The sequence below is a fragment of the Streptomyces thermospinosisporus genome (assembly GCF_039526425.1).
GTDB classification, from domain to species: Bacteria; Actinomycetota; Actinomycetes; order Streptomycetales; family Streptomycetaceae; genus Streptomyces; species Streptomyces thermocarboxydovorans.
In genome coordinates this window covers 94,063-100,503 of the sequence record NZ_BAAAIZ010000038.1, presented here as the reverse complement: position 1 = coordinate 100,503, position 6,441 = coordinate 94,063, and the positions used below count along the sequence as shown (strand labels likewise).

The following is a 6,441-nucleotide window of genomic DNA, read 5'->3' as shown; positions in this document are numbered from 1 at the left end:
TCGACGTTGGACGCCCTCGTCTCATGTCCGCAGGCGATCCCTTGGACTCATTCATCTAGGGCGATGGGGGTGCCCCCGCTCGAGCGAAGTCGAGAGTGGGGGAGGGTGGGCGATGGGGGTGCCCCCGCTCGAGCGCAGCCGAGAGTGGGGGAGGCACCCCCTGCAGCGGGGCTAGCGCCCACCCCCGGCCGGCACCCACCCCGGGTGCCCGACCCAAACCTGCACCGCCGCAGCGCCTGCGTTCAGCCGCCGGTGTGGACCTGGAACGCGGCTCGCCGGACCGCTCGGGCCAGCGCCGGGTCGGGGTGTGCGGCGGCGAGCGCGACCAGGACCTGCACCGTGCGCGGATGCCCGACGGCCCGTACCTCCTTCAGCAACTCCGGAACAGTCGGCTGGACCGCAGACTCCAGGTGCCGCACCAGCATCGGCGCCTCCCCGTGATCGGCCACGGCTGCCGCCGTGTCGACCCACAGCCAGGTGGCCTCCTCACGGGTCAAAACCTCGTGCGCATCCTCAGGGTCGGCCCCATCGTGCTCGGCGAGCCACAGCAGCGCGTACGGCCGCAGCGCCGGTTCATCGAGAACGGCCCGCACCTCCGGCTCGGCCGGCGCACCGACCACCCGCAGCGCCTCGAACGCGAGCCCGCGCAGCAGCGCATCCTCGCCCCGCGCTGCGTCGATCAGCTCGGTGACCGCGCTGCCCACCGGGCGGGCGGCAAGCCAGGCCCGGTACTCGGCACGGGCGGCATTGGGCCGCAGCTGCGCGCAGCCGCGCAGCATGTCCTCGGCGCTCTGCTCGATGTTCCCGGCAGGGCTCTGCGCGGCCACACAGATCTGCTCGAGCTTGACCCACACCGCCCAGCTGCCGAGCGGGGTGAGCGTGGCCTGCCCGTCCCCGTAGGTGAGCGCTCCCACGGAGGCGAGAGCGCGCAGTGCCCAGTCGAGCAGCGGCTCGAGCGGTGCGTCGGTGCGCTCCGGTACGACGGGCGCGGGCCGGGGCGCGTAGTCGATCTCGCAGCGCTCGGTGCGCAGTTCGGTGACGCGCTGGCGCAGCAGGTCCAGCAGCTGGGACACCGGGACGGGCCCGGCGGAGAGCTGGAGGAAGGACAGCACCTGCGGCATGGCCGAGACGACCTCGGCGACGGCCCCGGGCTCCTGGCCCCCCGGTTCGGGGTGCGCCAGCGACCACGCGTCGAAGAGGGCGACCCAGCCGCGCAGCACCGCGCTGTCGTCGCGGTCCCAGGCACGCAGCCGCCAGCCGGGGCGGGCGCTGTCGCCGTGCACCTCGATCAGACCGGCGAGGCGGGCGGTGTCCCAGTCGGCGCGCACCTGAGCCGGGGTCAGTCCGAGGTCCTCGGCGGCGCGCCCGGCGGTGGCGTCGGAGAGGGTGGCCTTGCCGTCGCCTGCGGTGCGGCCGGGGCCGAGGGCAGCGTCGGCCCAGCGGGCCACCCGGACGGCACCGGCCAGTTGGGAACGGGCCATTCCGGCCAGTGCCGCCGGTGCCGGCGTGCCCTCGGGAGGGCGCGGTGCGGGGCGGCGCGGGCGCCGGTGGTTCATCGCTCTGGGTGCGGCGGCCAGGGGTCGCGGGCGGACGAGTCGAAGCCTGGAGTCGCGCGGGATACGGGACGTCACGGGTGCAGTCTTCCGGTTGACGGTCCGAAAACCCAAACGGAATGTCACGGGCGGCTACGGAGAGGGCCAACGCACGGCCCGACAACGGCGGTGAGGGGCGTGATCAGGCCATGGGGCGAGCGCGGACCGGAATCACGGCAGAGAGTCCGGCAAAGGGTCACATCAAGGGGGTGAGGAAGCGGCGGAGGGCCTCCTCGTAGGAGTCGGGGTGGGCGTTCCACATGGCGCCGTGCGGGGCGTCCGTGACGGGGTGCAGGGTGACGGTGTTGGGGTGGGCGTCGGCGAGGCGGCGGGAGAAGTGCCAGGGAGCCACGGTGTCGCCGGGCCCGTGGAAGATGTGGGTCGGGATGGCGATGCGGTCCAGGTGGAGGGTGCCGGGGTCGCGGTCGCCGTAGAGGCCGGTGCGGCCCTTGGCGGCACGGACCGCGAGCGGCAGCAGCGGGCCCGGGGTGCGGCGGGCGGCGGCCAGGGCGCGCAGGGTCGCCTCCCAGCTGAGCACCGGCGAGTCCAGCACGAGCCCGGCGATCCGCTCCCGCAGCGGCGAGCGGGCGGCGGCGCGCAGCGCCATGGTCGCGCCGGTGGACCAGCCGAGCAGCACCACCTGCCGGGCGCCCGAGTCCACGGCGTGCCGGATCGCGGCGTCCAGGTCGCGCCACTCGGTCTCGCCGAAGTGGTGCAGGCCGTCCGGTGAGCGCGGCGCGCCCTGGTCGCCCCGGTAGGCGAGGGCGAGCACCGGGAAGCGGTGGCTGTGCAGGAACTCCATGAGATTCAGGGCGTGTTCCCGGGTGGCGGCGAGTCCGTGCACCGCGATCACCCAGGTGCCCCGGGCGCCCGGCACGAACCAGGCGGGCAGCGGGCCGAGTTCACCGGGGATGCTCAGGTCGGTGTGCTCCAGCCCAAGGGCGGTGCCGGGGTCCCCGACGTACAGGTTGGGCACCAGCCAGGCGCGGTCGCCGGGCTCCAGCGTGCCGTGGGTGACGCGTTCCAGGCGGCGGACGACGGTGTCGGCGGACTGCGAGGCGCCCTCCAGGACGGGCCCGACCACCGCGTGGACTCCGTCGCCGGCGAGCCCGTAGCGGCCGGGGCGCAGCGCGGCGAGGTGCCGGGTGAGACTGACCTGCCCGGCGGCCGTGCCGTGCACGGTGAGCCGGGGTTCGGTGGGCAGCGGCCTGCCCGGGGGCGCTTTGAGGGCGCTGTCGCTGGCGAGCCGGCCGGCGGCCACGGCGGCGGCACCGGCCCCTATCACGGCGGAGACGGCAGCAGCCGTCGCTCTGACAGGACGCACCCCACCAGTCTCCCGGCCCTCCCGGCACCGGGCCAGTGGGCAACGCAGGAGGAGTGACGCGCAGAGGCCTCGCGGCAACTACGCCCAGTCGCGCCTACGGCCCGCCTGGCTGCGGGCAGCGCAGCCGCGTCACCGCGGGCAATCGTGCCGCCTGGGGCGATGGGGGTCCCCCCGCTCGAGCGAAGTCGAGAGTGGGGGAGGGTGGGCGATGGGGGTGCCCCCGCTCGAGCGCAGCCGAGAGTGGGGGAGGCACCCCCTGCAGCGGGGCCAGCGCCCACCCACCCCCGCCCAGCACCCACCCCGGGCGCCCATCCCAGGCACACCACTGCAGCTCAGGACCCGCCCCCGTCACCCCCATCCTGCCCATACCCCCGCAACCGCTCCGCCACCTCATCAAGCTGAGCCGGCGAGAGCAGACTCGGCGTACGCCCCGGCACGGCAGACGCGGTCAGCCAAACCCGGCACATCCACTCCAGCTGCGCAGTCCGGTCATAGGCCTGGGTCAGCGTCGAGCCATACGTCACAGTCCCGTGGTTCTGCAAAAGGCAACCCGTGCGCCCGCTCAGCGCATCGAGCATGTTCTCGGCCAACTCCTCCGTCCCGTAAGTCGCATAGCGGGCAACCCGGACGGGCCCGCCGAGGGCCGCGGCCATGTAGTGGATCAGCGGGAGCTCGTGGACGAGCGTGGAGACGGCCGTCGCGTGCACGGCGTGGGTGTGGACGACGGCGCGGGCGTCGGTCGCGCGGTACACGGCCAGATGCAAGGGCAGCTCGCTGGTGGGCACGAGCGTGCCGAGGACCTGGCGGCCGGCGAGGTCGACGCCGGTCACATCGTCCGGCGTGAGCCGGCCGTAGGGCACTCCGGACGGCGTGACCAGGACCGTTTCCCCGACGCGCACCGAGACATTGCCGGAGGTGCCGACGACCAGACCCTCGGCGGCGGTCCGGCGCGCGGTGTCCACCAGGTCGACCCAGGCGCGCGCCTCATCCTCGCTCACACGCCGCCTTCGCGATTCCCCCACACCCCCCGCACCGTTTCCGACGCCACTGGCGTCACGCCGGTCGTCCCGCTGCTCAGCCATGCCGTGATCCTGCCAGGAGCCCTCCGGGGCCCTTGTGAGCCAGGGCACTTTAGGACGGAATGCGACCTTCCGTAAGGGTGCATATCCCCCATATCGACCAGCGGGATCACCTTGGCCGGAGATCGTCCCGCATTCAACGATCTTCCAGTAGCGTCGAGGCGTTCACGTGCACATCGCCATATCCGGGGGGAAGCAATGGCCCGTGATCGCATGCCGGCGTCCCGTCGCCGCCGCAGGCTCCTCACCGCCTCCGTGGCCGCTCTGGCGCTCGGCGGGACCGTCCTCGCCGAGGCGCCGGCCGTCTCGGCGAGCCGCCCGAAGGGGCACGACGTCTCGTCGCACCAGAAGAGCGTGAACTGGCAGAAGGCGAGGTCCAAGGGCGCCCGGTTCGTCTACGTCAAGGCGACCGAGTCCACCACCTACCGCAATCCGCACTTCCGGCAGCAGTACGACGGCTCCCGCAGGGCCGGGCTGATCCGCGGCGCCTATCACTTCGCACTGCCGGACCGGTCCTCGGGCCGGGCCCAGGCGGCCTGGTTCGTACGCAACGGGGGCGCCTGGAGAGCCGACGGGCGCACGCTGCCGCCCGCTCTCGACATCGAGTACAACCCGTACGACCGCAAGGAGAAGTGCTACGGGCTGAGCAAGGCCCGGATGACCGCCTGGATCCGCTCGTTCAGCAACGAGGTCCACCGGCGCACCGGCCGCCGACCTGTGATCTACACCACCACCCACTGGCGGCGGACCTGCACCGGCAACAGCCCCGCCTTCGGCCGGGACCACCCGCTGTGGATCGCCCGTTACAGCAGGTCGGGACCGGGTGCGCTGCCGGCGGGCTGGTCGTCGTGGACGTTCTGGCAGTACGACAACAGCGGCACTCTTCCGGGTGACCAGAATTACTTCAACGGGTCGCTCGGCCGGCTGAAGGCACTGGCGCGGGGGCGCTGAGCAGCCGTCTCGCCGTGCCGTCGCGGGGCCGGGCGTACCGTACGGGTCCGGCCCCGCCGTCCGGCGGAACAACAGCCGCCTCTTCCGGTCACCGCCGTGCCCCTCCCAGTTCATCTTCCGTTCACCCTGGTTACCTACGTTCGACCAGCCAATGACCTCGAACGATTGCCTGGGTAAATGGAAAGCTTCTCGCTGATCCTCGCGATTGTGGTGGTGACCGCACTCGCGTTCGATTTCACGAACGGTTTCCACGACACCGCGAACGCGATGGCAACGACCATTTCGACCGGTGCGATGAGGCCCAAGGCGGCAGTGGCCATGTCCGCCGTCCTCAACCTTGTCGGTGCATTTCTCTCGGTGGAGGTCGCCAACACGATCTCCAAGGGTCTCGTCGACGAGACCGGCATCCGTCCCGAGGTCATCTTCGCCGCCCTGGTCGGCGCGATCCTCTGGAACCTCCTCACCTGGCTGGTCGGTCTGCCGTCCAGCTCCTCGCACGCCCTGATGGGCGGTCTGATCGGCGCCACCGTCGCCACCGCCGGAATCGGCGCGGTGCACGGCGGCGTGCTGGTCACCAAGGTGCTGATCCCGGCGCTCGCCGCCCCGCTGGTGGCCGGCATCGCCGCGATGCTCGCCGCCCGGCTGACCTACCGCCTCGGCCGGAAGGCCGACGGCAAGGCCGCCGAGAAGGGCTACCGGGCCGGGCAGATCGCCTCCGCCGGCCTGGTCTCCCTGGCCCACGGCACCAACGACGCCCAGAAGACGATGGGCATCATCACCCTCGCTCTGATCGCCGGCGGCGCCCTCGCTCCCGACTCCGACCCGCCGCTGTGGGTCATCCTCTCCGCGGGCGTGGCCATCGCGCTGGGCACCTACCTCGGCGGCTGGCGCATCATCCGCACCATGGGCAAGGGCCTGACCGACCTTCAGCCGCAGCAGGGCTTCGCCGCCCAGACCAGCGCCGCCACGGTCATCCTGGCCTCCTCCCACCTCGGCTTCTCCCTGTCCACCACGCACTCCGTCTCCGGCTCGGTCATGGGCGCGGGCCTCGGCCGCAAGGGCGGCGTGGTCCGCTGGTCGACCGCCACCCGGATGTTCGTCGCCTGGGGCCTGACGCTGCCGGCCGCCGCGCTCGTCGCCGCGCTCGCCGAGTGGGTGTGCGGCTTCGGCGACTGGGGCACCGCCCTGGTGGCCGTCTTCCTGGTCGCCTCCAGCGCGGCCATCTGGAAGATCTCCCGGCGCGAGGTGGTCGACCACACCAACGTCAACGACCCCGAGACCCCGGCCGAGGAGCCGGCCGGCGTGGTGAACCAGGCCATCGCCGCCGTCACCCCGCCGCCCACCGGCGCCCTCGAGGAGGAGCTGACGGCCACCGTCCCGGCCCCCACCGCTCCTGCCCCCACCGCTCCGGCGCCCACCGCTCCGGCGCCCGCGGCTCCGGCGCCCGCCGACCCGGCCAACCCGCCGGCGAAGACCACCGTCTGACCGCCCCGTC

The 6,441-nt window shown here is 73.1% G+C and carries 5 protein-coding genes; 2 read left to right on the top strand and 3 right to left on the bottom strand.

The window, feature by feature from the left end:
- Window positions 1-242: 242 nt before the first annotated feature.
- The 3 genes from ABD207_RS14440 to ABD207_RS14430 form a co-directional block, all read right to left on the bottom strand.
- Window positions 243-1,481 carry a hypothetical protein gene (locus ABD207_RS14440; protein WP_344013085.1) on the bottom strand — a complete coding sequence of 413 codons (1,239 nt, stop codon included), beginning with the start codon at window positions 1,479-1,481 and terminating at the stop codon, window positions 243-245.
- Window positions 1,482-1,788: 307 nt separating this feature from the next.
- Complete coding sequence (locus ABD207_RS14435; RefSeq protein WP_344013083.1) at window positions 1,789-2,916, bottom strand: alpha/beta hydrolase; 1,128 nt, start codon at window positions 2,914-2,916, stop codon at window positions 1,789-1,791.
- 332 nt (window positions 2,917-3,248) lie between these two features.
- On the bottom strand, window positions 3,249-3,998 hold the full coding sequence (locus tag ABD207_RS14430) for a class II aldolase/adducin family protein (protein WP_344013081.1): 750 nt from the start codon (window positions 3,996-3,998) through the stop codon (window positions 3,249-3,251).
- A gap of 195 nt (window positions 3,999-4,193) precedes the next feature.
- Between ABD207_RS14430 and ABD207_RS14425 the strand changes: the two genes are divergently transcribed.
- Both ABD207_RS14425 and ABD207_RS14420 read left to right on the top strand, forming a co-directional pair.
- Window positions 4,194-4,946, top strand: a complete 753-nt coding sequence (locus ABD207_RS14425; RefSeq protein ID WP_344013078.1) for a lysozyme — start codon at window positions 4,194-4,196, stop codon at window positions 4,944-4,946.
- 177 nt (window positions 4,947-5,123) lie between these two features.
- Window positions 5,124-6,431 (top strand): inorganic phosphate transporter, encoded by a 1,308-nt coding sequence (locus ABD207_RS14420; RefSeq protein WP_344013076.1) that lies wholly within the window; start codon window positions 5,124-5,126, stop codon window positions 6,429-6,431.
- Window positions 6,432-6,441: the final 10 nt, after the last annotated feature.

What these genes read in the sequence shown, in the direction of transcription:
- ABD207_RS14440 (WP_344013085.1), bottom strand. Translation starts at nt 1,481, where the DNA reads ATGGCCCGTTCCCAACTGGCCGGTGCCGTCCGGGTGGCCCGCTGGGCC.
- ABD207_RS14430 (WP_344013081.1), bottom strand. Translation starts at nt 3,998, where the DNA reads ATGGCTGAGCAGCGGGACGACCGGCGTGACGCCAGTGGCGTCGGAAAC.
- ABD207_RS14425 (WP_344013078.1), top strand. Translation starts at nt 4,194, where the DNA reads ATGGCCCGTGATCGCATGCCGGCGTCCCGTCGCCGCCGCAGGCTCCTC.
- ABD207_RS14420 (WP_344013076.1), top strand. Translation starts at nt 5,124, where the DNA reads ATGGAAAGCTTCTCGCTGATCCTCGCGATTGTGGTGGTGACCGCACTC.